The sequence below is a fragment of the Paraburkholderia saeva genome, assembly GCF_907164555.1.
Lineage (GTDB): Bacteria > Pseudomonadota > Gammaproteobacteria > Burkholderiales > Burkholderiaceae > Paraburkholderia > Paraburkholderia saeva.
This window is the reverse complement of sequence record NZ_CAJQZC010000001.1, coordinates 1-21,528: the sequence shown is the minus strand read 5'-3', so window position 1 is coordinate 21,528 and position 21,528 is coordinate 1. Positions and strand designations below refer to the sequence as shown.

Here is a 21,528-nt window from a genome sequence, read left to right as displayed (position 1 = left end):
CTCAAACCTTCTGTTCCTGGGCGATCCGACCCGGCACACCGCCGATCGAACCTGCACCCATCGTGATCACTACATCGCCGCCGCGCACCACTGCTGCGAGCGCATCCGGCACTTCATCCACCGTGTCGACAAATACCGGCTCGACCTTGCCCGCCACCCGCAGCGCGCGCGCGAGCGCGCGGCCGTCGGCGGCGATGATCGGCGCTTCGCCGGCTGCGTAGACTTCCGTCAGCACGAGCGCGTCGACCGTCGACAGCACCTTCACGAAATCTTCGAAGCAGTCGCGCGTGCGGGTATAGCGGTGCGGCTGGAACGCCAGCACGAGCCTGCGATCAGGAAACGCACCGCGCGCCGCCGCGACCGTCGCGGCCATTTCGACCGGGTGATGCCCGTAATCGTCAACCAGCGTGTACGTGCCGCCGTCCGCTGCCGGCACTTCGCCGTAACGCTGGAAGCGTCGGCCGACGCCGTTGAAATCCGCGAGTGCTCGCTGGATATCGGCATCTTTCACTTCAAGTTCAGTCGCAATTGCGATTGCGGCCAATGCGTTCTGCACATTGTGTGTGCCAGGCAGGTTCAAAACGATGTCGATGGGCGCCGCATCTTCACGCATCGCGGTGAAATGCATGCGGCCATCTTTCGCTTCGACGTTCACGGCGCGCACCTGCGCATCGGCCGCAAACCCGTAGCGGATGATCGGTTTCGACACGAACGGCAGGATTTCCTTCACGTTCGGATCGTCGACGCACAGCACCGCGATGCCGTAGAACGGCAAGCGATGCGTGAACTCGATGAACGCCTGCTTGAGCCGCGCGAAATCGTGGCCGTAGGTGTCCATGTGATCGGCGTCGATGTTCGTGATGACTTCGATCACCGGGAACAGGTTCAGGAACGACGCATCGGATTCGTCCGCTTCCGCGACGATGAAGTCGCCCGTGCCGAGCCGCGCGTTCGCGCCCGCGCTGATCAGACGGCCGCCGATCACGAACGTCGGATCGAGTCCGCCGGCCGCGAGCACGCTCGCCACGAGCGACGTCGTGGTCGTCTTGCCGTGCGTGCCGGCAATCGCGATGCCCTGCTTCAGGCGCATCAGTTCCGCGAGCATCACCGCGCGCGGCACGATCGGAATACGACGGTGGCGCGCAGCGAGCACTTCCGGGTTGTCGCTGCGCACGGCCGTCGAAACGACAACGGCGTTCGCGCCTTCGATGTTCGCCTCGTCGTGACCGATTGCGATGCGCGCGCCGAGCGCGGCGAGGCGATCGGTCACTGCGTTGCGCGACAGATCGGAGCCGCTCACCTGGTAGCCGAGATTGACGAGCACTTCGGCGATGCCGCTCATGCCGGCACCGCCGATGCCGACAAAGTGAATATGTTTGACGATGTGTTTCATTGTTGCCTTCCTTCCGGGCTCAAGCTCGGGATTACACCCGCCACGGCGGCGCAGATCTGCGCGACCTGTTCGGTGGCATCGGGTTTCGCGAGCGAGCGCGAACGCTCTGCCATCTCCGCGAGGGTTTCCCGCGTCTGGCTGCGCAACCAGTCAGCGAGGTTATCCGCCGAGAGATCGCGTTGCTGCACGACCAGCGCCGCGCCGTGATCGGCGAGAAACGCTGCATTGGTTGTCTGGTGATCATCTACTGCGTACGGGAACGGCACGAAAAACGCCGCCACGCCCACTGCTGCAATTTCAGCGACCGTCATCGCGCCCGAGCGGCAGATCACGAGATCCGCTTTTGCGTAGGCCGACGCCATGTCGTCGATAAACGGCACGAGCTGCAAATCGTCGCCCGGCGTCAAACCCGCTTGCGCGTAGTTCGCTTTCAGCGCGTCGATATGCTTCGCGCCCGCCTGATGCACGATGCGCGGACGTTGCGCCGGTGCGAGCAGCGCAAGCGCGCGCGGCACGACTTCGTTCAACGCCGCCGCGCCCAGGCTACCGCCGACGACCAGCACATTCAGCGGGCCACTGCGTTGTGCGTAGCGAGCTTTGGGTGCCAATGTCAGCGCAAGTTCCTCGCGAATCGGATTACCTGTCCATTCGGCATGGGGTAACGCATCCGGAAACGCAACCAGCACGCGCTTTGCGACCTTCGCGAGCACCTTGTTCGTCAGGCCCGCGATCGAATTCTGTTCGTGCAGCACGAGCGGACGGCCGCTCAACGCAGCCATCAATCCGGCCGGGAACGTGATGTATCCGCCCATGCCGAGTACGACGTCCGGCTTCACGCGGCGCAGCACGCTCAAACTTTGCGTACACGCACGCAGCAGATTCAGCGGCAACATCAGCTTCGTCTTCAGACCCTTGCCGCGCAAACCGCCGAAGCGCACGAACTCCATCGGAATGCCGTGCTTCGGCACGAGCGTCGCTTCCATGCCGGTCGGGTTGCCGAGCCATACGACGCGCCAGCCCCACGCTTCCATCCGGTGAGCGACCGCGAGCCCCGGGAACACGTGTCCCCCGGTGCCGCCGGCCATCACCATCAGGGTGCGCTGTTGCGTCGCGGTCATACTTTTCCTCCGCGCATCAACACCCGGTTCTCATAGTCGACCCGCATCAGCACCGCCAGCGCGACGCAGTTCAGCAAGATCCCCGAGCCGCCGTAGCTGACGAGCGGCAGCGTCAGACCTTTGGTCGGCAAGAGGCCGAGGTTCACGCCCATGTTGATGAACGTCTGCGCGCCAAACCAGATGCCGACGCCTTTCGCAACCAGCCCGGCGAACGTGCGATCGAGCGCGAGCGCCTGGCGGCCGATTTCGAACGAGCGGCGCACGATCCAGTAAAACATCAGGATCACAACCAGCACGCCGACGAAACCGAGCTCCTCACCGATCACCGCGAGGATGAAGTCGGTATGTGCTTCCGGCAGGTAATTGAGCTTCTCGACGCTGCCGCCAAGACCGACGCCAAACCATTCGCCACGTCCGAACGCGATCAGCGAGTGCGTCAGCTGATACGCCTTGCCCTGCGCGTAACGGTCGTCCCATGGATCGAGATACGCGAAAATCCGCTCGCGACGCCACGGCGATGCCCACACCAGCAGACTGAACGTACCCACCGCGGTCGCGACCAGCCCGCCGAACAGCTTGCCGTTCACGCCGCCGAGGAACAGCACGCCCATCGCGATCGCCGCGATCACCATGAACGCGCCCATGTCCGGCTCGAGCAGCAGCAGCGCGCCGACCACACCGACGGCGAACGCCATCGGCAGAAAGCCTTTCGCGAAACTGTGCATGTATTCCTGTTTGCGCACCGTGTAGTTCGCCGCGTAGATCGTCACGGCGAGCTTCATGATTTCCGACGGCTGCATGTTCGTGATGCCGAGCGGAATCCAGCGACGCGCGCCGTTCACGCCCTTACCGATGTGCGGAATCAGTACGACCACAAGCGTGAGCAGCGCGATCAGGAAGAATTTCGGCGCATATTTGTCCCACACCGAAATCGGAATCCGGAACGTGATCACGGCCGCGACAACCGCGACTGCGAGCGATACCAGATGTCGCACGAGGAAAGCGTAGTCGCGATACGCGGCGTATTTCGGCGAATCAGGCATCGCGATCGATGCCGAATACACCATCACCACGCCGAGACCGAGCAGCGCGATCACGACCCACAACAGCGAGTGGTCATAGTCGAGCATGCGCGAGCGCAGCGGCCGCACGCCATTGACGGCGCTTGCAAGACCGCTACCCGTCGAGCGCGTGGACATGCTTTCGCCGCCAGCGGAGCCGCGTTGTTTCGCGAGGCGAGAGCCGAAGCGTTCGGACCAGCTCATATCATCGTCCCCCGTTCCGCAGCGATTTCCTCGACCGTGCTGCGGAACACCGCGGCACGGTGCGCGTAACCCTTGAACATGTCGAAGCTCGCGCACGCCGGCGACAGCAGCACGGCGTCGCCCGGCTGCGCGAGTGCGCTTGCGGCACGCGTCGCATCTTCCAGCGTGGCGTGATCGGTGAGTGCGATGCCGGTCTCTTCGAGCGCCGCGCGGATCAGCGGCGCGTCGCGGCCGATCAGCATCACGGCACGACACCAGCGCATCACAGGCGCGGCAAGCGGCTCGAATTGCTGGCCCTTGCCGTCGCCGCCGGCGATCAGCACCGCGCGTTGCGCGAGGCCATCGAGCGCGGCAACCGTCGCACCGACGTTCGTGCCCTTGCTGTCGTCGACGAAATCGACGCCTTCAATCGATGCAATCAGTTCCACCCGATGCGGCTCGCCACGGTATTCGCGCAGGCCATGCAGCAGCGGCGCACCCGGCAGACCGACGGCGCGCGCGAGTGCGAATGCGGCCAGCGCGTTCGCTGCATTGTGCAGGCCGCGAATGCGCAATGCGTCGGCGGGCATCAGGCGCTTCAGGCCGATGTTCGGCGGCGTCGTGGTTTCGCTCTTGCGACGGCGCGTGGGTTGCGGCTCGTCGCTGGCGTCGCGGTCGTTTGCCTCGACGAGCCAGTTCATCGCGTTGTCGCGCAAGAGACCGTAGTCACCCGCGCGCGTCGGCTCGTTCAGGCCGAAGGTGACGACCGGCGCGGCTGCGCCTTCGGTGGGCGCGAGCGCCATCACGCGCGCGTCGTCGCGGTTCAGCACGCGCACGGTTTCCGGCCCGAAGATGCGTCCCTTCGCGGCAGCATAGGCGTCGAGGCCACCGTGCCAGTCGAGGTGATCCTGCGTGATGTTCAGCACCACGGCCGCGTCCGGCGCGAATGTGTGCGCGGTTTCCAGCTGGAAGCTCGAGAGTTCGAGCACCCAGATGTCGGGCAGCGCGGTGTTGTCGATTGCTTCGGTGAGTTTGTCGAGCGCGGCCGGGCTGATGTTGCCGGCGACCGCGACCTTCTTGCCGGCGCGCTCACACAGCAAACCGGTGAGGCTCGTCGTCGTGGTCTTGCCGTTGGTGCCGGTGATGGCGATGACCTTCGGCGCGTAGCCGCTTTCGCCGAGCGTCTTCAGCGCCTGCGCGAAGAATTCGAGTTCGCCCCACACGGGGATGTCTTTTTCGCGTGCTTCGGCGATGAGCGGCAACAGATCGGCGGCAAGCGGCGAGAGGCCCGGACTGATCGCGACCAGTTCCACGCCTTCGAGTAGCACGGGCGAGAACGGGCCGCCGACAAACTCGGCATCGACGCCGTGCGCTTCGAGCCCGGACAGGTTCGGCGGCACTTCGCGTGTATCGGCAACGCGCAGCCGGCACCCATGGCGCGCGCACCAGCGCGCCATCGCGAGACCCGATTCCCCGAGTCCCAGCACGAGCACCATCGGCTTTTGCCGATCCCGAAACTTCTCGCCAAACATCGCTTGCTTTCCCTTTAATTCACTTCAATGGCCACACCGCTTCGACCGATCAACGCAGCTTGAGCGTGGACAGACCGAACAGGCACAACATGAGCGTGATGATCCAGAACCGCACCACCACTTGCGTCTCTTTCCAGCCCGACAGTTCGAAGTGGTGATGCAGCGGCGCCATCTTGAAGAACCGCCGCCCTTCTCCGTAGCGACGCTTCGTGTATTTGAACCACGTGACCTGCAACATCACCGACAGCGTTTCCGCGACGAAGATGCCGCCCATGATGAAGAGCACGATTTCCTGACGCACGATGACCGCGATCGTGCCGAGCGCGCCACCGAGCGCGAGTGCGCCGACGTCGCCCATGAACATCTGCGCGGGGTGCGTGTTGTACCAGAGAAACGCGAGGCCGGCGCCCCCCATCGCGGAACAGAAGATCAGCAGTTCGCCCGCACCGGGAATATGCGGGAACAGCAGATACTTCGAATAGACCGAACTGCCCATCACGTACGCGAACACGCCGAGCGATGCGCCCACCAGCACGACCGGCATGATCACGAGACCGTCGAGACCATCGGTGAGATTCACTGCGTTGCTCGCGCCGACGATCACGAGATACGTCAGCACGATGAAACCCCACACGCCGAGCGGATAGCTGATCGACTTCACGAACGGCAGTAGCAGGTCGGCGCGCGCCGGCAGGCCCATCGACAGACCGCTGCGCACCCACGCCATGAAGAGATCGAACACGCGCACGTTGTTCGCTTCCGACACGCTGAACGCGAGATAGACGGCCGCGAAAAGTCCGATCACCGACTGCCAGAAGTACTTTTCGCGCGACGACATGCCGCGCGGATCCTTGTGGACCACCTTGCGGTAATCGTCGACCCAGCCGATCACGCCGAAGCCGAACGTCACGAGAATCACGATCCAGATGAAACGGTTCGTCAGATCGGCCCACAGCAGCGTGGCGACTGCGATGCCAAGCAGGATCAGCACGCCGCCCATCGTCGGCGTGCCCGATTTCACGAGGTGGGTTTGCGGGCCGTCTTTGCGGACGGCCTGACCGACCTTCATCTCGGTCAACTTGCGGATCACGGCCGGGCCACAAACGAGCCCGATCACGAGCGCGGTAATGGTGGCCGCGACCGCCCGGAAAGTCAGATAACTGAACACGCGCAAAAAGCTTGCGTCATTCTGCAGCCATTGCGCCAGCGCCAGAAGCATGCCTCGGTCCTTCTATTTCAGTGTGCGCCGGGCGTCGTGCCCGGTGCGGAGGGTTGTGGACTCGTCACGGCGTCCACCACGCGTTCCATCTTCATGAAGCGCGAGCCTTTTACGAGAATCGTTGTTTCCGGCCCGAAGCCAGCCTGTTGCAGATGGGCGACCAGTGCGGCCGCGTCATCGAAATGAAGCGCTTGCGCGCCAAATGCGCTGCATGCATCGCGTGTTGCGTCGCCCGTGGCGAGCAACGTCTCGATGCCGCGTTCCTTCGCGTACGCACCGACTTCGCGGTGAAACGCCGGACCGCTGTCACCGACCTCACCCATGTCGCCCATCACGAGCACGCGCGGCGAAGCGCTTGCCGCGAGCACGTCGATCGCGGCGCGCATCGAGTCGGGGTTGGCGTTGTACGTGTCGTCGATAATGGTCGCGCCCGCGAACGAGCCCGACGCCGCGCGCTTCACCTGCAGACGCCCCTTCACCGCGCCGAACGCTTCGAGGCCGCGTTTGATCGCGTCAGGCGACACGTTCGACGCCAACGCCGCCGCCGTGGCGGCGAGCGCGTTGCGGGCGTTGTGATCGCCAAGCACCTGAAGCGCAACCTCGATACGGCCATGCGACGAGTCGATCGTCAGAACGCTGCCGTCGAACGTGCCGGTGACGGCTGCGTCGGTGACGCGCTCCGCGGTATTCAGTGCGAAGTCGATGATCTGGCTGCCGGTCGCGGCGACACGCCAGATGCTCGCGTACGCGTCGTCGGCCGGAAAGACGGCCACGCCTTCCGGCTTCAGCGCATGAATCACGCTCGCGTGTTCGAGCGCGACCGCCTCGACGGTCGCCATGAATTCCTGATGCTCGCGCTGCGCGTTGTTCACCACGGCGACGGTCGGCTCGGCGATCTTCGCGAGCTGATCGGTTTCGCCGGGATGGTTCATGCCGAGTTCGACAACCGCGAGCCGGTGCGCTTCTGTCAGACGAAACAGCGTGAGCGGCAAGCCGATGTCGTTGTTGAAGTTACCGGCGGTTGCGAGTCGCGCCGGCTCACCCACCGCCGCCGCGAAAATCGACGCGATCATTTCCTTGACCGTCGTCTTGCCATTGCTACCCGTAACCGCGACGAGCGGCATCGAAAACTGGCGACGCCAGCCGCGCGCGAGCGCGCCGAGCGCGACGCGCGTATCGGCGACACGCAACGCCGGCACGCGCCAGTCGCCCGGACTGCGCGTCACAAGCGCGGCGCTCACATGACGCTCAGCGACTTCCGAAAGGAAGTCGTGCGCATCGAAGCGGTCGCCCTTCAGCGCGACAAAAAGATCGCCGGGGCCCGCCGTGCGGCTGTCGGTCGACACGCGATCGAACGTCACCGAATCGTCGCCGAGTACGATCGCGCCTGGAATCAGCAGAGCGGCTTCGCGGAGCGAATACATCTTCATTCGCCACCTCCGCGAGCCTGCGTCGCGCGTGCGGCGAGCGCGAGGCGTGCGTGATCCTGATCGGAGAAAGCGCGTTTCTTGCCCATGATTTCCTGTGTTGCTTCGTGCCCTTTACCGGCCAGCACGATCACGTCTTCGCGCGCGGCGTGGCGGATCGCATGCAGGATCGCGCTTGCGCGGTCGTCGATACGGCGCGCCTTCGTGGCGTCCTTCATGCCCGCGACGATCTGGTCGATGATCGACGCCGGATCTTCGCTACGTGGGTTGTCACTCGTCACGACAAGCGCATCCGCGAACGATTCGGCGATGGCGCCCATCAGCGGGCGCTTCGTCGCGTCGCGATCGCCGCCGCAGCCGAACATGCAGACGAGCTCGCCGCCACGCGCAACCGCGATCGGGCGGAGCGCGGCGAGCGTCTTTTCCAGCGCGTCGGGCGTGTGTGCGTAGTCGATGACGACGAGCGGTTCGTCGTTCTGCAACCGGCCACCGAGACGCTGCATGCGCCCGTTCACCGGTTCGAGCTTTTCGAGTTCCGCGATCGCGGCTTCGAACGGCACGTCGGCAGCGAGCAGCGCACCGAGCACGCCAAGCAGATTGCTCACATTGAATGCGCCGAGCGTCGCGACTTCGACTTCGGCCTCGCCCCATCCGGAAGTCGCCAGACGAAAGGCCGTGCCCGTCGTCGTCGCGCGAACGTTCGACGCAACGAGCCACGCGTCGGATGGCGTTGCCTGCTCTGCTTTACCCTGCGCGCCTTCGATGCCGTACGCGATCGTGCGGACCTTGCCGTGCGCGCTCGCGAGCAGACGCTGACCGGCTTCGTCGTCGCGATTGATCACGGCCGCGCGCAGACCGGGCCATGCGAAAAGACGCGCCTTCGCCGCTTCGTACGCGGCAAACGTGCCGTGATAGTCGAGATGATCCTGCGTGAGGTTCGTGAACACGGCGATATCGAACGACGTGCCGTTCACGCGCCCCTGATGCAGCGCGTGCGACGACACTTCCATCGCGACGGCCTGCGCACCGGCATCCTGCAACTGCGCGAGACTGCGCTGAAGCTGCGGCGCGTCGGGCGTCGTGAAACCGGTGTGAACAAGTTGACCCGGCATGCCACTGCCGAGCGTGCCGATGATCGCGCAGCGCGTGCCGAGCGCCGTCAGCGCCGATGAAATCCACTGACTGCACGACGTCTTGCCGTTCGTGCCCGTCACGCCGATGACGAGCATTGCATCGCTCGGATCGTTGTACCAGGCGCTTGCAATCGAGCCGGCCAGATCGTTGAGCGCGGTCACGGCGAGCGTGTTGACCGGATCGATTGCACCGGCGAAATTTTCGGGTTGAACGAGTACCGCCGCTGCACCGCGTTCGATGGCGTTATCGATGAACGGACGGTTATCGGCGCCGTCGACAGCGTAGGCGAGAAACACGTCGCCGGCCGCGACCGAGCGCGTATCGGCGTGCAGATGCGCCGCTGGCTGCACGCGGGCGTGCAGCCAGGCGAGCGCTTCGGCGATGTGCCGGTGCGCCGGATGCGCGGAACGCAACGCGCTCATCTGACCACTCCGGGACGGGTCTTCGCGTTATCCGCGATGGTGAGTTTCTTCGCGCCACCTGCGCCGGTGGCGAGCTTCTTCGCCGTGGCGGCCGCCGCGGCGGGCGGCGCAGCCGGCGTTACGGGCGGCGCCGTATCGTCGGATACCACCATCTGCTTGACCGGCATGTCCGGCGGCACGTTTAGCGTGCGCAGCGTATCGCCCACGATCGACGAAAACACGGGGCCCGATACCTGACCGCCAAAGTGGCTGCCGGCCGTCGGTTCATCGACTGAGACCGCGACGACGATGCGAGGATTCGGCATCGGCGCCATACCGACGAAAGAAGCGCGGTACTTCGATTTGTCGTAGCCGTGAGGGCCATGCTTGTACGCCGTGCCGCTCTTGCCGCCCACGCGGTAGCCCGGTACCGCCGCATCCGGCGACGTGCCGCCTGGCGCCGTCACGGTTTCGAGCATGGCGCGCACTTCACGCGCGGTGGTCGGCGAGAAAATCTGCGCACCGGGCGCCGGCTGGTCGCCGGGCGTACGGAAAATCGACACCGGCACGATCTGGCCGTCGTGGGCGATCGCGGTGTACGCGCGCGCCAGCTGGAAGAGCGATGCCGACAGGCCGTAGCCGTACGACATCGTCGCCTGCTCGATGCGCCGCCAGCTATGCCACGGGCGCAGACGTCCCGCCGCCGCGCCGGGGAACCCGACCTTCGGCGCCTGACCGAGACCGATGCTCGTGTACATGTTCCACATCTCTTCCGGCTTGAGCGTCATGGCGATTTTCGTGGCGCCGATGTTGCTCGACTTCTGGATCACGCCGCCGACCGTCAGCACGCCGAACGCGCTGTCATCGGTAATCTGTGCGCCGTCCAGCACGAATCGGCCCGGACCGGTATCTACCAGTGTAGTCGGCGTGACGCGATGCAGATCGAGCGCCAGCGAAACCGTGAACGGCTTCATGATCGAGCCGGGCTCGAATACGTCGGTCAGCATCCGGTTGCGCAGCTGTTCGCCCGTAAGGTGGGAGCGGTCGTTCGGGTTGTACGTCGGGTAATTGACGAGCGCGAGCACTTCGCCCGTGCGCACGTCGATCACCATGGCCGTGCCGGCCTTCGCCTTGAATTTCTCGACCGCTGCTTTCAGGTTCGTGTACGCGATGTACTGGATCTTGCTGTCGATCGACAGGTCGACATCGGTGCCGTTGTGCGGCACGACCTGCTCGTCGACGTCCTCGATCACGCGCCCCATCCGGTCCTTGATCACGCGACGACTGCCCGACGTGCCCGCGAGCAGCTTCTGGTCGCCGAGTTCGACGCCTTCCTGGCCTTCGTCTTCGACGTTCGTGAAACCGATCAGGTGAGCCGTAATCTCGCCTTCCGGGTAGAAGCGCTTGTACTCACCGCGCTGATAGATACCTGGAATGTCGAGATCGGCGACTTTCTGCGCGACGTCGACCGGTACCTGGCGCTTCACATAGACGAAGGTTTTATCTTCCGAGAGCTTCGCGCGCAGTTCTTTCTGCGTCATGTCGAGCAGCTTGCTGAGCGCCGCGAGTTTGTCGGCGCCGAGATCGTCCGGCACGGATTCGGGAATCGCCCAGATCGCGCGCACGGGCAGGCTCGTGGCCAGCACGAGTCCATTGCGATCAAGAATCTTGCCGCGCGTGGCCGGCAGTTCGAGCGTGCGCTGATAGCGGCTTTCGCCCTGCTTCTGATAGAACGCGTTGCCCGGGCCCTGAATCCAGAACGCGCGCGCCGTGAGCGCGACGAACGCCATGAACAGCAGAAACACGACGAGTTTCGAGCGCCACATCGGCAAGCGAACCGAAAGAATCGGATTCGCCGAGAACGCGACGCTTTTGGCGCTCTTGCGGTTCGTCGATTTTTTCATCGCACACCTCGCGGGCGAGCTGCGGATGCCGACGACGCCGGACCGGCGTCGGAGGTCGGCACCGGCGCGTCCTCTGCTTTCGCAGCACCTGCGGCAAGCGTCAGGTATTGCGTGCGGCCGGTCGTGGCCGACTGCATCTTCAATGCGGTCGTGGCGATCTGCTCGATGCGCGAGGTCTTCGACATCGCACTCTGCTGATATTGAAGCTGCGAGTAATCCTGCTGCAGCTGTCGCTCCTGCGACTGCGCCCGCTGCAACTGGATAAAGATCTGGCGCTGCTGATTGGTCGCGTTGACAACGGAAAGCGCGCAGCCCATTACGACGATCAGCAGGAAGATATTGAGGCGGTTCATGGCGCGATACGCTCCGCAACGCGCATCACGGCCGAACGGGCGCGCGGGTTCGCGGCGACTTCTTCGTCACCCGCAAACACACGGCCAATGATTCTGAGCGGCGGGCTGGGCAGATCGACGGCACGAATCGGCAGGCGGCGGTCGACCGCAGGCGCACTTGCGTGCGCCTGCATGAATCGTTTGACGATCCGGTCCTCGAGCGAATGAAAGCTGATGACCACCAGCCGCCCCCCTTGCTCCAGCAACGACAGCGCTGCTTCTAAAACGACTTGCAGCTCCGCAAGCTCTTGATTGACGTGAATCCGTATAGCCTGAAAGGTGCGGGTTGCCGGATCCTTGCCCTTCTCACGGGTTTTGACGACGTTAGCCACGATTTGGGCAAGCTCGCCCGTGCTGACGAGAGGCCCAAGACGGTCGGACTCTGCCCGGCGAGCAACAAGCGCCTTTGCAATCTGAAAAGCAAACCGTTCTTCCCCATAATCTCGAATCACCTCCGTCAGTTCCTGCACCGTGGCCCGCGCGAGCCAGTCAGCGGCAGACTCGCCGCGCGTCGGGTCCATCCGCATATCGAGCGGGCCGTCGGCGCGGAAACTGAAACCCCGCTCCGGATCGTCGATTTGCGGCGACGACACACCCAGATCCAGCAACACACCCGATATCCGCCCTACCCCGCGCTCCGCAATCGCGTCACGCAGCGAAGCAAAACTCTCATGCACGATCTCGAAACGCGAATCGACGATCTGCTGCGCCGTGGCGATTGCGAGCGGGTCTTTGTCGAACGCAATCAGACGTCCGCCTTCCCCCAGCCTGCTCAACACCAGACGGCTATGGCCGCCACGCCCGAACGTGCCATCCGCATAGATGCCATCCGTGCGCGTGACGAGCGCATCGACCGCCTCTTCCAGCAGCACCGTGCGATGCTGCAGTTCGTTTCCCATCGCAGGTGCCATATATGTAAACCGCGATCAGAACGTGAAATTCTTCAACGCATCGGGCATGCCCTGCGCCATAGCCGCCTGTTCCTTCGCGGCATAGGTCTGCGCATCCCATAACTCAAAGTGGCTGCCCATACCGAGCAACATCACTTCCTTTTCCAGCATCGCTGCCATTCGCAATTCGGGCGAGACCAGCACGCGACCCGCGCCATCGAGATCGACGTCCGACGCGTTGCCGAGGAAAATCCGGCGCCACCAGTGAGCGTCCATCGGCAGCGCGGCGATCTTCGCGCGGAAGACCTCCCATTCCGGGCGCGGAAAGAGCAACAGGCAGCCGTCCGGGTGCTTGGTAATCGTCACCCGGCCTTCTGCCTGTCCTTGCAGCGCTTCACGATAGCGGGACGGAACCGACATCCGTCCTTTCGCATCGAGAGTCAGCGCCGACGCCCCTTGGAACACTTCTGCTCTCCCCTTTTCGACGTCGCCCGACGCCCGCGTGATCTCGAAAATTTACCCGAAAAGAACCGGTAAATCACACAAATGTACACTTTCTCACACTGTCTCCCACTTTAGAGGAACGCTAAACAGGGGTCAAGGGAGAAACACGCTTTTTCGAGGAATTTTGTTTGCTAGAACAAGGACTTAGCGCGACATGCTCACGTCGCATCTAAAACAGAAAATCGTTATAAATGAATGAGCTACTGCGATGTGTGAAGGTGATACGTGAAAAGTGAAGGGGAAAGGCGCGGCGCGTAAGCGAACTGAGAGGAAGAAAGGCGCGGATCATCGAGGTTGACGTTGGACGGTGCATTGCGCGCCGTCCCACCGTCGGGATCAAACGTAATACGCGGTACGTGTCATGACTGTCGAAGCAGCGCGCATCAGCGCGCGCACGGGAAATGGCAGATCGATACCGCCCGCGTCTTTGGCGGCCTTACCGTGAGCCGCTTCATCAATGCGCATCTGCTCGACGATGGCGCGCGATTCCAGATCGGCTTCCGGCAGGCTCTTCAGATGGCCGTCGAGGTGATGTTCCACCTGCTGCTCGGTTTCGGCCATGAAGCCGAGGCTCACGCGATCGCCGAAACGGCCCGCCGCGAGACCGAGCGCGAGTGCGCCGGCATACCAGAGCGGATTGAGCAGGCTCGGACGCGAATCGAGCGCTTCGAGGCGACGCGACGTCCACGCGAGGTGATCCTCCTCTTCGCGGGCGGCATGCTCGAACGCTTCTTTCAGCGCCGGCGAACGGGTGGCCAGCTTCTGCGCCTGATACAACGCCTGGGCACATACCTCGCCCACGTGATTGACACGCATCAGACCCGCGGCATGCGCGCGCTCCGCAGGCGACATTTCGACGGCCGTCGATACGTCCGCCGCAACTGCCGGAAGCGGAACCGGACGAGACATCCGTGAGACGCCAGTCATGGAACGTAATCCCCGATCAAGCTCGGCAATCAACTCATCAAGCGTCATCCAGGCCTCCCTCCAATGCAGCGCTGCCTGAAGTGCATCAGGCATCGTAAAGCTTTGTCTTTGCACGACAAAACACGTTTTAGCAGAACCCCAAAAGCGGGGATAACCTGGGATTTTAGCCCATGTTGCGTAAACGAAACAGGAGGTGACCGGGCGGTCGGCTTTTCCTTTGTGCAGGTAGGTCGTTTTGTTACATTACGGGCAACTTCTCGCGAAGTTACATCAAGGCAGCAACGCACGATAAACATTCGCCTTGCTATAAAAAATTCGTAATTCCCTGGAGATTCTTCGATGAAAAAGTCGCTTCTCGCTCTGGCAGCGCTGGGCACGTTTGCGGGCGTCGCTCACGCACAGAGCAGCGTGACCCTTTACGGCATTATTGATGAAGGTTTCAACTATACGTCGAACAAGGGCGGCCACCAGTTGTACAACCTGTCCAGCGGCGTGCTGCAAGGCAGCCGTTTCGGTCTGCGTGGTACGGAAGATCTGGGTGGTGGTCTGAAGGCCATCTTCGTGCTGGAGAACGGTTTCGATGTGAACAGCGGTGCCCTGGGTCAAGGCGGTCTGATGTTCGGTCGCCAGGCGTATGTGGGTCTGTCGAGCCAGTTGGGCACGGTCACGCTGGGTCGTCAGTACGACTCCGTCGTTGATTACGTCGGCCCGCTCGAAGTGGGCGACCAATGGGGCGGCTACATCGCGGCTCACCCGGGCGACCTGGACAACTTCAACAATGCATACCGCACGAACAACACGGTCAAGTTCGCCAGCAAGAACTACGGCGGCCTGACGTTCGGCGGCACGTACAGCTTCGGCGGCGTCGCCGGCAGCATGTCGACGAACCAGATCTGGTCGTTGGGTGCGGGCTACGCGAACGGTCCCCTCGTCCTCGGCGTTGGCTACCTGAATGCACGCACACCGTCGAACGCAGGCGGCCTGTTCGGCAACAACACCGCGACGGCGACGCCGTCGGCTGTTGGTTCGCCGGTGTATAGCGGTTACGTCTCCGCAAACACGTACCAGGTGATCGGTGCAGGCGGTGCGTACACGTTCGGCGCGGCAACGATCGGCGCAACGTACTCGAACACGAAGTTCATGAACCTCGGCGCGAACGGCACGACCGCGTTCCGTCACGGCGATACGGCCACGTTCAACAACGCCGAAATCAACTTCAAGTACCAGTTGACGCCGGCACTGCTGGTCGGCGCAGCATTTGACTACACCGACGGCAGCGACGTCGAACAGGCAAATGGCACGACCAACGGCGGCGCCAAGTACTACCAGGGCGCACTGGGCGTGGACTACTTCCTGTCGAAGCGTACCGACGTGTACCTGACAGGTGTCTTCCAGAAGGCTTCGGGCACGGACTCGAAGAACGAAACGGCAGTTGCGGCGATCAACAACCTGAACTCTTCGACGAGCGATCGTCAGACAACGGTTCGTATCGGTATCCGTCACAAGTTCTAATAAGTCGTAAAAAAGCGGTATGTCTCAAAGGCGCCTTCGGGCGCCTTTTTTTGTGCCGTTTTCTCTGTTATTACACCCTCTTGCACGAGCGACGGCATGATCACCGGGGAAGACCACAGCTATTCGCGCTGCAACGAAAACGGCTCAACAGGCATGTACCCATTGAGCCGTTGTGTCCGTGCTTCGATGCATGTGTGCCTCGGGCGCGACCTGCTACATCACCATCACCGCATCAAACGCGCCCTTCGCGCAATTCACGTCGCAGGATCTTGCCGACGTTGCTCTTTGGCAGCTCCGAGCGAAATTCGATGGTCTTCGGGCACTTGTAGCCTGTAAGTTGCGTCTTGCAGAAGGCGAACAGATCGTCATCGGTGAGCGCGGGGTCTTTCTTCACGATGAAGAGCTTGACGGATTCGCCCGAACGCTCGTCGGGGATGCCGACCGCTGCGACCTCGAAGACGCCAGGGTGCTTCGCGACGACATCCTCGATCTCGTTCGGATAGACATTGAAACCCGACACCAGGATCATGTCCTTCTTGCGATCGACGATCTTCACGAAGCCCTTATCGTTCATCACACCGACATCGCCCGATTTGAAGAAGCCGTCCCCGGTCATCACTTTGGCCGTTTCGTCCGGGCGGTTCCAGTAGCCGGCCATCACCTGCGGACCGCGAATGCAGATTTCGCCGGGCTGGCCGAGGGGCACTTCGTTTCCGTCGTCGTCGCGGATCGAGACTTCCGTCGACGGCAGCGGCAAACCGATCGTGCCGCTGTATTCGGTCACCGTCACCGGATTGCAAGTGACGCACGGCGACGTTTCCGACAATCCGTAACCCTCGACGATCGGCGTATTCGTCTTCTCGAACCAGCGTTTCGCGACCGCCTCCTGAACGGCCATGCCGCCACCGTTCGCGGTGATCAGCTTCGAAAAATCGAGTTGCGAAAAGTCCGGGTGGTTCAGGAGCGCGTTGTACAGCGTGTTCACAGCGGGAATCGTCGTGATTGCATAGCCGCGCAACGACTTGATCATGCCGCCGATGTCGCGCGGATTCGGAATGAGTACGCCGAGCCCCCCGGTGCGGATCGTCAGCAGCCCGCATACCGTCAGCGCGAAGACGTGATAAAGCGGCAGCGCGACGACGGTGACGAACTGGTCGACCTCACCGCGCCCGTGGCGCCCCGGATCCATCCACTCGTGCGACTGCAGAACATTCGCGACGATATTGCGGTGCGTGAGCGTGGCCCCTTTCGCGACGCCCGTCGTGCCGCCCGTGTATTGGAGAAACGCGATGTCTTCGGGGCCCTGCGTGACCGCCTTGAACTTCTGACGACCGCCTTCGGCGACGGCATGGTTGAAGCGGACGTGGCCGGGGAGGCTCCACGCCGGCACCATTTTCTTCACGCGACGCACGACGAAATTGACGAGCATCCCTTTCGCGCCCATCAGATCGCCCATCGCTGCGACAACCACGTGTTTCACCGACGTATTGGCGGGAACCGCCTGCAGCGTGTGCGCAAAATTTTCGAGGATGATGATGGCTTCAGCACCGCTGTCGCGGAGTTGATGCTCCAGCTCGCGCGGCGTGTAAAGGGGGTTGACGTTCACGACGACATAGCCCGCGCGCAGGATCGCCGCGAGGGCGACCGGATATTGCAGCACATTCGGCATCATGATGGCGATGCGCGCGCCGCGCACGAGACCCTTCGCCTGGAACCACGCGCCAAGCCTGCACGACAGATCGTCGAGTTCGCCGTAGGTGATCGCGTGGCCCATACAAACGAAAGCAGGCTTCGCACGGTGCTTGCGGAAACTTTCTTCGAGCAGGTCCGCAATGGACGCATACTGCGTCGGATCGATCTCAACTGGAACGCCGGGCGGATATGATTTCAGCCAGATTTTGTCCATGCGGCGTCTCCTCCTTATATTTTCGAATGGTCGTGCTAAAACACGCATCGTAGCATGCGTACCTTGTCGTTTTTCTCGAAAGAAACCCGGGTTAGACGCGACCCTCGAACCGTCGTCCGACGGTTCGAGGGTCGCGTTGCCGGCGGCGTTCAAGGCGCGTCAGCGCCCCGGAATCACACGCGTTCGACTTCGACGAGGCAGTCGTAGAACGTGGCGGAACCGCCAAGATCGGTCAGTGCCTGGCTCGTGACCTGATTGGCGTTGCGTCCATCTGGCGCCAGCTTTTTCCACCAGATCGACAGCCCGACCACGAGACCTTCGCGTGCGCGCTCCGTCACACGGGCACGCGCCTGCATCGAGCCGCGGTCGTTGAAGATACGCACCAGGTCGCCATCGTGGACATCACGGCGGAGGGCGTCGGAGGGATGAATGTCGAGATGCGGCTCGCCTTCAGTGGAGCGCAGGCTTTCGACGTTCACAAACGTGCTGTTGAGGAAATTGCGCGACGGCGGCGAAATCATCGCGAGCGGATAGCGTGCCGCGAGCTCCGGGGCGCCATCAGCAGACTCGTACGGCGGCAGATAGTCGGGGAGCGGATCGAGCCCTTGCTGCGCAAGCCGCGCACTGAAGAATTCGCACTTGCCGGACGGCGTGCGGAACGCGCCGTCAGCGAGCGGCGCATCGGGCAGATTCAGTTTGATCCACCCAGCGGTTTTGAGCGATTCCCAGTCTGAACCCTTGAGCGTAGCGTCGTCCCAGCGAAACGCACCCGCCGCGACGGTTTCATCGCTTTCGTACAGCGCTGGCTCTTCGAGCCCCATGGCGCGCGCGATTCCGCGGAAAATTTCCGTGTTCGGACGCGCATCGCCGACAGGCGCGATTGCCGGCAGGTTCACCATGACATGCGTGTGCCCGTACGACTTGTGGACATCCAGGTGCTCGAGTTGCGTTGTGGCCGGCAACAGCAGGTCGGCGTAGTCGGCCGTGTCGGTCTGGAAATGCTCGAGCACGATCGTGAACAGGTCATCGCGCGCGAAGCCTGCGGCAACCTTTTCCGAATCAGGGGCCACCGCGACGGGGTTCGAGTTATAGACGACGATCGCCTCGACCTTCGGACCGAACTGCGCGTCGCCGGGATGAGTCAGCGCGTCGCCGATTGCATTCATGTTGATGAGGCGCGGCTGCTTATGCGGCCAGCCCGGAATCAGATCCGGACGCTCGAGCGCGTGTGAATTGGCCGGCGTCCAACCCGACGACGACAGCAGCAAGCCGCCCGCGCGGTCACGCCAGGCACCCGTCAGCGACGGCAGACTGGCGACCGCACGCACCGCGTTGCCGCCGCCGCGCACCCGCTGCATGCCGTAGTTGAGGCGAATCGCCGCTTTTCTGGTCCGCCCGTAAAGCAGCGCCAGATCGACGATGACCTGCTCCTCGATGCCGCAGATCTGGGCCGCACGCGCAGGTGGATAGGTCGCGGCGCGCCCGGCCAGTTCGTCGAAACCCAGCGTATGCGCATCGATGTATTCGCGGTCGAGCAGGTTTTCCCGGATGAGCACGTTCATCATGCCGAGCGCGAGCGCGGCGTCGGTGCCGGGCTTCAGCGCGATGTGCTGATGACACTTTTCGGCCGTCAGCGAACGATACGGATCAATCGCGACAAGACGTGCGCCGCGGCGCTTCGCTTCCTGCGCGCGCGTCCAGAAATGAAGATTCGACGCGATCGGATTCGAACCCCAGATCAGGATCAGTTCGCTCTCTTCATAAAACTCCGTGAGCATGCCAAGGCTCGCGCCATACGTATATTTGAGGCCCGCTGCGCCAGCGGCGGCACAGATCGTCCGCTCGAGCTGCGACGCACCCAGCTTGTGAAAGAAGCGCTGAGCGATGCTGTCACCTTGCACGAGACCCATCGTGCCGGCATAGCTGTACGGCACGATTGCTTCGGGAGCACGTTCCGCGATTTCCGACAAGCGCTCGCCTGCCAGCCTGAACGCTTCATCCCAACTGATCGGCTCGAACCGCCCCTCGCCTTTCCGGCCGACGCGCTTCATTGGGGTCGTCAACCGTTGCGGGTGGTGCACGCGTTCCGCATAGCGGCTGACCTTCGTACAAAGGACGCCCTGCGTGGGCGGGTGATCGGGATCGCCCGTCACCCTGACCGCCTTGCCGTTTTCGACGGTAACGCGCATTGCGCAGGTATCCGGGCAGTCGTGCGGGCACACTGCACGGGCGAATTCGGCGGGAGCGTTCATCGGGAATCCGGGAAGAAGAGAGGCATATGCCAGTCAATGTGCAATTTTATTACGTTCGCGGCGAGTCGGGCGGCGCCGTCCCGCCAAAAACGCCGTTCGGCGTAGAATGATCCGACCCGGGCTCGAGCCTCCAGCCTCGAGCGACAAGCAGCCAATGACGCACTCACGACCATGAAACTCATCCCGGAAATCCAGGCCGCCCGCGGCGAAATTCAGAGCCTCCGACGAACCATTCACGCACATCCCGAACTGCGTTACGAGGAAACCCAGACAGCGGACCTCGTGGCAAAGAATCTCACCGCCTGGGGCATCGAGGTACATCGCGGTCTCGGCAAAACGGGTGTGGTGGGCGTACTGAAACGCGGCACGAGCGAACGATCCGTCGGTTTGCGCGCCGACATGGATGCGCTGCCGGTACACGAACTGAATACTTTCGAGCATCGCTCACACAATGACGGGAAGATGCATGCGTGCGGCCACGACGGCCATACGGCGATGTTGCTGGGTGCCGCCCATTACCTCGCGAAACACGGCGATTTCGATGGGACCGTCGTGTTTATCTTCCAGCCAGCAGAAGAAGGCGGCGCCGGTGCTCAAGCGATGATCGACGACGGACTGTTTACCCGTTTTCCCGTCGACGCGGTTTTTGGCATCCATAACTGGCCGGGCATGCCGGCCGGTCACTTCGGTGTAACCGAAGGACCGATCATGGCCTCGAGCAACGAATTTCGCATCGAAATCACGGGCGTCGGTTCGCACGCGGCCTTGCCGCACAACGGGCGCGATCCAGTTTTTACCGCGGTTCAGATTGCCAACGGACTGCAGGGCATCATTACGCGAAACAAGAAGCCGTTAGATACTGCCGTCCTTTCGATTACGCAGATCCACGCTGGCGATGCGGTGAACGTCGTACCCGACGTTGCGTGGATTGGCGGTACGGTACGTACTTTCACGACACAAACCCTGGACCTCATTGAGGCGCGACTTCGAAAAATCGCCGAAAGCACGGCGGAGGCGTACGACTGCTCAGTCAAGATTACCTTCCACCGAAACTACCCGCCAACGATCAACAGCGCCAAAGAGGCCCGATTTGCCGCTGAGGTAATGAAGGAGATCGTAGGCGCAGAAAACGTCGACGACTCCGTGGAGCCGACAATGGGCGCTGAAGACTTCTCGTTCATGCTTCTCGCGAAGCCGGGGTGCTACGCATTTTTGGGAAATGGTGACGGCGGCCATCGCGATGCCGGCCATGGTGCGGGTCCGTGCATGCTTCACAACGCGAGCTACGATTTCAACGACGATCTGTTGCCGGTTGGGTCAACGTACTGGGTGCGTCTTGCGCAGCGCTATTTAGCGCAACAGGAAGCCTGAAAAAGCGCGAGAGGAGACTGCCGGGTCGGGGACGCGGCTTGGCAGGGCTCCGACTCGCTCGCGTTTTGCGCTGGTTTGGCGCGCTCTGAACAAATTGGCGTTCACTGAGCCGGGTTGGAATTCGCATTGCACTCCCGGCAGCCGGTTTGCACGCTGAAAGGAAATGGATTGCGCCGCGAAGGCATGCGCACTGGGGGGCGTGGTGGCGGGGGCCGGCTTCACCTCCGGGATTGCCGGATCGCATGCCCGACGGAGGGACACCGAAGGGCGTCTCTGAGCGGTAGCTTTTCGCGCCGTAAACGCCGAAACCCCACTTTTGGGGTGGGGTTTCGGATGCTGCTGGGGAGCCTGACGATTACCTACTTTCACACGGGCAATCCGCACTATCATCGGCGTGGAGTC

At 62.8% G+C, this 21,528-nt stretch carries 16 protein-coding genes; 2 read left to right on the top strand and 14 right to left on the bottom strand.

What is annotated here, in order from left to right:
* Nucleotide 1: 1 nt before the first annotated feature.
* The 12 genes from murC to coq7 form a co-directional block, all read right to left on the bottom strand.
* Nucleotides 2–1,393, bottom strand: a complete 1,392-nt coding sequence (gene murC / locus LPA36_RS00080; RefSeq protein ID WP_228874097.1) for a UDP-N-acetylmuramate--L-alanine ligase — start codon at nt 1,391–1,393, stop codon at nt 2–4.
* On the bottom strand, nt 1,390–2,511 hold the full coding sequence (gene murG, locus LPA36_RS00075) for an undecaprenyldiphospho-muramoylpentapeptide beta-N-acetylglucosaminyltransferase (protein WP_228874096.1): 1,122 nt from the start codon (nt 2,509–2,511) through the stop codon (nt 1,390–1,392). Before murG ends, murC begins: the two co-directional genes overlap by 4 nt.
* Nucleotides 2,508–3,776 carry a putative lipid II flippase FtsW gene (ftsW, locus tag LPA36_RS00070; protein ID WP_228874095.1) on the bottom strand — a complete coding sequence of 423 codons (1,269 nt, stop codon included), beginning with the start codon at nt 3,774–3,776 and terminating at the stop codon, nt 2,508–2,510. Before ftsW ends, murG begins: the two co-directional genes overlap by 4 nt.
* Nucleotides 3,773–5,287 (bottom strand): UDP-N-acetylmuramoyl-L-alanine--D-glutamate ligase, encoded by a 1,515-nt coding sequence (gene murD / locus LPA36_RS00065; RefSeq protein WP_228874094.1) that lies wholly within the window; start codon nt 5,285–5,287, stop codon nt 3,773–3,775. Before murD ends, ftsW begins: the two co-directional genes overlap by 4 nt.
* Nucleotides 5,288–5,336: 49 nt before the next feature.
* The gene (gene mraY, locus LPA36_RS00060; protein ID WP_228874093.1) at nt 5,337–6,506 is read right to left on the bottom strand and encodes a phospho-N-acetylmuramoyl-pentapeptide-transferase; all 1,170 of its coding nucleotides are present in this window, start codon (nt 6,504–6,506) and stop codon (nt 5,337–5,339) included.
* A 17-nt stretch (nt 6,507–6,523) separates the two neighbouring features.
* On the bottom strand, nt 6,524–7,936 hold the full coding sequence (locus LPA36_RS00055) for a UDP-N-acetylmuramoyl-tripeptide--D-alanyl-D-alanine ligase (RefSeq protein ID WP_228874092.1): 1,413 nt from the start codon (nt 7,934–7,936) through the stop codon (nt 6,524–6,526).
* Complete coding sequence (locus LPA36_RS00050) at nt 7,933–9,489, bottom strand: UDP-N-acetylmuramoyl-L-alanyl-D-glutamate--2,6-diaminopimelate ligase (RefSeq protein WP_228874091.1); 1,557 nt, start codon at nt 9,487–9,489, stop codon at nt 7,933–7,935. Before LPA36_RS00050 ends, LPA36_RS00055 begins: the two co-directional genes overlap by 4 nt.
* Entirely contained in the window at nt 9,486–11,372 is a 1,887-nt protein-coding gene (locus LPA36_RS00045) for a peptidoglycan D,D-transpeptidase FtsI family protein (protein WP_228874090.1), read from the bottom strand. The genes LPA36_RS00050 and LPA36_RS00045 overlap by 4 nt, the downstream gene beginning before the upstream one ends.
* Nucleotides 11,369–11,725, bottom strand: coding sequence for a cell division protein FtsL (gene ftsL / locus LPA36_RS00040; protein ID WP_228874089.1), 357 nt, complete (start codon nt 11,723–11,725; stop codon nt 11,369–11,371). The genes LPA36_RS00045 and ftsL overlap by 4 nt, the downstream gene beginning before the upstream one ends.
* Nucleotides 11,722–12,675 carry a 16S rRNA (cytosine(1402)-N(4))-methyltransferase RsmH gene (gene rsmH / locus LPA36_RS00035; protein WP_228874088.1) on the bottom strand — a complete coding sequence of 318 codons (954 nt, stop codon included), beginning with the start codon at nt 12,673–12,675 and terminating at the stop codon, nt 11,722–11,724. The genes ftsL and rsmH overlap by 4 nt, the downstream gene beginning before the upstream one ends.
* Before the next feature lie 15 nt (nt 12,676–12,690).
* Nucleotides 12,691–13,119: a division/cell wall cluster transcriptional repressor MraZ gene (gene mraZ, locus LPA36_RS00030; RefSeq protein ID WP_090538031.1), complete on the bottom strand. Its 429-nt coding sequence runs from the start codon at nt 13,117–13,119 to the stop codon at nt 12,691–12,693.
* Between the two features lie 375 nt (nt 13,120–13,494).
* A complete protein-coding gene (gene coq7 / locus LPA36_RS00025; protein ID WP_228874087.1) occupies nt 13,495–14,133 on the bottom strand; it encodes a 2-polyprenyl-3-methyl-6-methoxy-1,4-benzoquinone monooxygenase in 639 nt (212 codons plus the stop codon).
* Between the two features lie 291 nt (nt 14,134–14,424).
* Here coq7 and LPA36_RS00020 point away from each other — a divergent pair, with 291 nt between their 5' ends.
* Nucleotides 14,425–15,597, top strand: coding sequence for a porin (locus tag LPA36_RS00020; protein ID WP_228874086.1), 1,173 nt, complete (start codon nt 14,425–14,427; stop codon nt 15,595–15,597).
* Nucleotides 15,598–15,829: 232 nt separating this feature from the next.
* On the opposite strand, the gene LPA36_RS00015 is transcribed toward LPA36_RS00020, so the two are convergent.
* Both LPA36_RS00015 and LPA36_RS00010 read right to left on the bottom strand, forming a co-directional pair.
* On the bottom strand, nt 15,830–17,503 hold the full coding sequence (locus LPA36_RS00015) for a long-chain fatty acid--CoA ligase (RefSeq protein ID WP_228874085.1): 1,674 nt from the start codon (nt 17,501–17,503) through the stop codon (nt 15,830–15,832).
* 173 nt (nt 17,504–17,676) lie between these two features.
* Entirely contained in the window at nt 17,677–19,755 is a 2,079-nt protein-coding gene (locus LPA36_RS00010) for a molybdopterin-containing oxidoreductase family protein (RefSeq protein WP_228874084.1), read from the bottom strand.
* 171 nt (nt 19,756–19,926) lie between these two features.
* On the opposite strand from LPA36_RS00010, the gene LPA36_RS00005 reads away from it, so the two are divergent.
* A complete protein-coding gene (locus LPA36_RS00005) occupies nt 19,927–21,126 on the top strand; it encodes a M20 aminoacylase family protein (protein ID WP_228874083.1) in 1,200 nt (399 codons plus the stop codon).
* The last annotated feature ends 402 nt before the right edge of the window (nt 21,127–21,528 follow it).

Coding starts and splice junctions, on each gene's coding strand:
- LPA36_RS00015 (WP_228874085.1), bottom strand. CDS start 17,503: ATGGACAAAATCTGGCTGAAATCATATCCGCCCGGCGTTCCAGTTGAG.
- mraY (WP_228874093.1), bottom strand. CDS start 6,506: ATGCTTCTGGCGCTGGCGCAATGGCTGCAGAATGACGCAAGCTTTTTG.
- LPA36_RS00045 (WP_228874090.1), bottom strand. CDS start 11,372: ATGAAAAAATCGACGAACCGCAAGAGCGCCAAAAGCGTCGCGTTCTCG.
- ftsW (WP_228874095.1), bottom strand. CDS start 3,776: ATGAGCTGGTCCGAACGCTTCGGCTCTCGCCTCGCGAAACAACGCGGC.
- murC (WP_228874097.1), bottom strand. CDS start 1,393: ATGAAACACATCGTCAAACATATTCACTTTGTCGGCATCGGCGGTGCC.
- coq7 (WP_228874087.1), bottom strand. CDS start 14,133: ATGACGCTTGATGAGTTGATTGCCGAGCTTGATCGGGGATTACGTTCC.
- rsmH (WP_228874088.1), bottom strand. CDS start 12,675: ATGGCACCTGCGATGGGAAACGAACTGCAGCATCGCACGGTGCTGCTG.
- murG (WP_228874096.1), bottom strand. CDS start 2,511: ATGACCGCGACGCAACAGCGCACCCTGATGGTGATGGCCGGCGGCACC.
- LPA36_RS00005 (WP_228874083.1), top strand. CDS start 19,927: ATGAAACTCATCCCGGAAATCCAGGCCGCCCGCGGCGAAATTCAGAGC.
- LPA36_RS00010 (WP_228874084.1), bottom strand. CDS start 19,755: ATGAACGCTCCCGCCGAATTCGCCCGTGCAGTGTGCCCGCACGACTGC.
- LPA36_RS00050 (WP_228874091.1), bottom strand. CDS start 9,489: ATGAGCGCGTTGCGTTCCGCGCATCCGGCGCACCGGCACATCGCCGAA.
- LPA36_RS00020 (WP_228874086.1), top strand. CDS start 14,425: ATGAAAAAGTCGCTTCTCGCTCTGGCAGCGCTGGGCACGTTTGCGGGC.
- murD (WP_228874094.1), bottom strand. CDS start 5,287: ATGTTTGGCGAGAAGTTTCGGGATCGGCAAAAGCCGATGGTGCTCGTG.
- ftsL (WP_228874089.1), bottom strand. CDS start 11,725: ATGAACCGCCTCAATATCTTCCTGCTGATCGTCGTAATGGGCTGCGCG.
- LPA36_RS00055 (WP_228874092.1), bottom strand. CDS start 7,936: ATGAAGATGTATTCGCTCCGCGAAGCCGCTCTGCTGATTCCAGGCGCG.